Here is a 4,596-nt window from a genome sequence, read left to right as displayed (position 1 = left end):
TATTATTTTTATCTTTTTATTTTGGTTCTATAAAAGATTTGGTTTTTTTATACTTGGTTTTATTGCACCGTTAATTTTATGTAATGGTTATTTTGTTATTGCAGTTACAGATTTTTGGAATCCTAATCTTACTTTAATATTTAGTTTTTTATTATTTATATTTTTATTTGAATATATTGATAATACAGAAGAAGATAAAAGAAGAAATATAGTAAAACTTTCTGCTGTATTAATTTTTCCTGTACTTGCTGTTATGGCACAAGGGCATTTTTTTACATTTTATTCAATGATACCTTCTATTATAGTTTATTTATTATTAAAATACAAACGAACATTAAAATATATAATTTATTGGGTTTTAGGAGTATTTATTTCTTTTTTAGAATATTTGCCGTATTTGATTTCTGAGTTTAATAATGATTTTTTAAATTTAAAAATGGCTTTAAATTTAAGTTCTAAATTTGGACGTTTTTCATTTCCTCAAATATATGCTTTATTGCTGTTTCCTACTAATGAGATATCTAATTTTTTTGGAACTACAATACATGCTATAATATTTTTTTGGGAAAATAATAACTTTAGAATATTAGGTATATTATTTTTATTAATTACTGTTTTATTTTCTATATATTGTTTTATAAGGACTTTACTTGTATATAAAAAATATATGTTAAAAAATAATACAGAATATATAATTATAGAGATGTTTAAATTGTATTTAATTTTTATATTTGTGACTATTTTTTGTAGTTTAACATTAAAATCTAAAACTGCATTATTTCATTATCAGTATAGTATATATTCCATATCTTTTTTACCAATAATTTTATTATTTGTACAATGGAAATCAAAATTGGAAAATAATAATAAGCTTCTGTATTCATTTTTTTTACTTATTTTTTTGAATATAATTGCTGTCTCTACAGAACTTTATTCATATATAAAAATTTTTCATATTCCAAGAAACATTAAAAATATAGAATTAGTTATAGATGATATTTATAAGTATTCAAATGGAAATGAAATAAATTTGGTAGAATCTGCTGCAGATAATAATATATATAGAGATATAGCTGTAACATTTTTCCCAGAAAAAATATGGAAACAAAATGATAATTCTACTAATATTTATTTTTTACTAGATAAATTATCAATAGTTTCTAAACCTAAAGCATATATTTCTAATTATATAAATTATATAAATAATAATTCAATCCTATTAAATAATTATATGAATAGAAATGTATTGTATTTATATAAATATAATGGAACAGAACCTTTAAGGAAGCCTTAATAGTATTTTATTTATAATTTGGAGTTTTTTATGAAAACTATTTTTAATATCAAAAATTTACCTTTATTTATATTATTAATAATAGCTATAATATTTTCTTTTTATATGCAATTTTATACTTTTCCTAAGAGATTAATTCATAATGATCAGGTAATAGCATATTATGATATGTTAAAACATTATGATAGCGGAAAGGTTCCTGTTACAGGGCCTAGATTTATAGGTACAACAGCGTTAGCAGGTTATGACAATACGGCAAGATTACCTGGGGGGGCTTTTTATATTATAATGGTATTTTTTTACAAACTAGGAAATCTAAATTTAGATACAGCAAGGGCTATAAATATGGCTTTTTCTATATTTATATTATTTATATTTGTATTTTGGGTTTATAAGAGATTTGGATTTTTGGTTTCAGTTGCTGCTTATATTTTTATATTTTTTAATGGATATACTTTAAAAGCTACAACTGATTTTTGGAATCCTAGTTTAGTTTTGATTTTAAGTTTTATTACATATATGTTATTGTATGAATATATAGGTAATAAAAATGAGAGTACTAAAAAAATTTCTGCAGTATTATTATTTCCTTTTCTTGCCGTAATGGGGCAATCTCATTTTGCAACATTTTTTTCTTTTACTTCAACTTTGATAGTTTATTTAGTAGTTAGATTTAAATATACAAAAAAATATATATTATTTTGGGGTATTGGAGTATTTATATCTTTTTTATTATACCTTCCATATTTAATATCAGAAATACAAAATGGTTTTCATAATACTATGATGATTTTAAATACTAGAGAAGGTTTAAAAAACTTTCCTTTTCCTCAAATATGGGCTGTTTTATTATATCCAACTAATGAAATGTCAACATATTTTGGTACTAGATTAAATTCTATAATCCATTTTTGGTTCAGCAATCCTCCTTATATATATGGATTTATATTTTTAATTTTATCAGTATTATTTTCTGTTTTTTGTTTTATCAGAGAAATAATATTTTTGATTAAGAAAAAATATAGTGATGATACAGAAAAAAATTTAGGTGAAATGTTTTTTATCTTATTATTATCTATACCTGTAACTATAATATCATTTATTGTATTTAAATCTAAACCAGGAACTTTTTGGTATCTTTATTCTTTATTTTCTTTTTCTTTTACTCCTATATTTCTATTTTTTTATAGGATAAGAGATAAGATTTATAATATTAAATATTTATCAGTAATATCTTTGCTTTTATTATTAAATGTTTTTGCTATGTATGGAGAATTGATAAGATATGTTAATTTATATGAACATAGCAGGGATTATAATGTATTGAAAGATGTGGCAGAATTTATCGAACAAGATTCTCAAGGTAAAAAAGTAAAAGTTACATATTTATATGATCCAAAAGATACATATAATGATATATTTCAAATTTATTTTCCTCAATATAATATACAAATTTCTGAAAATCCTGATATTAGCTATATTATAAAAGATAAGACTTGGGAATATAATTGGGATAAAGAAAGAAATGAAAGAGACATGCAGTATATTTATGATAATAATGCCAAATTTTTAACAAATGTAGGAGCTGTTTTATTGTATAGGTGTTATTAATATAAATTTATTAAAATCTTGATATTATTTTAGGAAAATAGTTTATGAAATTATATAGTATATCATTAATAGTTATATCTGCAATATTATGTTTATTTATTTCATTATATGCTATAGATAAAAGATATATAGGAATGGATCAGGTTCAGCATTTTTATGACATGAAAAAATGGAATGATAAGGGAAAACTTCCAACTACAGGAGCAAGGTTTATAGCTAGCAGTATTATTGACGGAGAGTTTACAACACCTAGAGTACCGGGCGGAGCATACTATATATTTTATACTTTATTTTATAAATTGGCTAATGATAATTTAATTAAAGCAAGGATTATTAATTTTATTTTCGGCTTTTTAATATTATCTATATTTTTAATTTGGTTTTATAAAAAATTTGGTATTTTTACAACTTCTATAATGACGTCATTAGTATTATGTAATCCGTATGTTATTATGTCTATTACTGATTTTTGGAATCCTAATATTACTTTAATATTTAGTTTTTTATTTTTTGTACTTTTATTTGAATATATTGACAGCAGTAATGAAAAAATAAAGAAATTATCAGCAATTTTTATATTTCCAATACTTGCTGTTATGGCTCAAGGGCATTTTGTAGTTTTTTTCTCTATGATTCCTACTATTATAGTTTATCTTATTATACGTTTTAAGAATACAAAAAATTATTTATTATATTGGAGTTTAGGAGTTTTTATATCTTTTTTACTATATTTGCCTTATATAATATCAGAGTTTCAAAGCGGATTTAATAATATAAATCTAGCTATGAATATAAGAGATAGTTTGAATAAAATACCATTTCCTCAAATATATGCTTTAATTATTTTTCCTACAAATGAAATGTCTAGTTTGATTGGTACTAGATTTAATTCTATATTATATTTTTGGACTAAAGATGGTGTTTATATTTATAGTTTGATATTTTTATTTTTGTCTTTATTATTATCTGTATTTATGTTTTTTTATTCTATATTTGTTTTTGTAAAAAATAAGAAATTATTAAAAAATACAAATAAAACATTAAAAGAAATATTTTTTATTTTTTTGATATTTATACCAATAACAATATTGTCTTTTATTATTTTTAGATCAAAATCTGGCACATTTCATTATTTATATTCTGCTTTTTCAATATCTTTTATAACTTTTATAATATTTTTTAAAATTAATGAAAATCGCTTGAAAAATAATGTAAAGATATTAATTTCCGTTTTCTTTGTTTTAAACTCTTTTGCTGTATTTTTAGAAGTTTATAGATATATAAAATTATTTCAAGAGCCTAGAAGCGAAAAGGTATTATACGATGTTGCTAATTTTATAAAAAATGACTCTAAAGGTAAAAAATTAGCTATATATGATAATTTTTCTGGTATAGTTAATAAGCAGTTTGAAGATATTTTTAAAATATATTTCAAAGATGTTAATTTGAATATTTCTTCAAACCCTGATATTTTATATGCCGTAAGAGATAATATTGTCAGAGAAAATTGGGACGATAATAGAAATAATAATGAAATGAAATATCTTATAGATAATAATGCTTCCAAACTTACAAATATAGGAGGATATACAATATATAAATTTCCTAAAATACCATAACAGATTATTACAATAAAGTTTCTATAAACTGTTTTGCTACTCTTGGGCTTCTTCCAGCACTTCTTATAGCAT

The 4,596-nt window shown here is 21.5% G+C and carries 3 protein-coding genes; all 3 read left to right on the top strand.

Annotated elements, in window-relative coordinates; genetic code table 11:
• The coding region (locus EZH24_RS14070) for a hypothetical protein (protein WP_161976115.1) at positions 1–1,294 on the top strand (1,294 nt) is incomplete at its 5' end.
• Positions 1,295–1,324: 30 nt separating this feature from the next.
• Positions 1,325–2,905 carry a hypothetical protein gene (locus EZH24_RS07435; RefSeq protein WP_137998487.1) on the top strand — a complete coding sequence of 527 codons (1,581 nt, stop codon included), beginning with the start codon at positions 1,325–1,327 and terminating at the stop codon, positions 2,903–2,905.
• Between the two features lie 44 nt (positions 2,906–2,949).
• Positions 2,950–4,524, top strand: coding sequence for a hypothetical protein (locus EZH24_RS07430; RefSeq protein WP_137998486.1), 1,575 nt, complete (start codon positions 2,950–2,952; stop codon positions 4,522–4,524).
• Positions 4,525–4,596 lie beyond the last annotated feature (72 nt).

Source organism: Brachyspira catarrhinii, assembly GCF_005518285.1.
In the GTDB taxonomy this organism is placed as follows: domain Bacteria; phylum Spirochaetota; class Brachyspiria; order Brachyspirales; family Brachyspiraceae; genus Brachyspira; species Brachyspira catarrhinii.
Note: the sequence above shows the minus strand (reverse complement) of the source record. Positions and strands in the feature narration are given on the sequence as shown.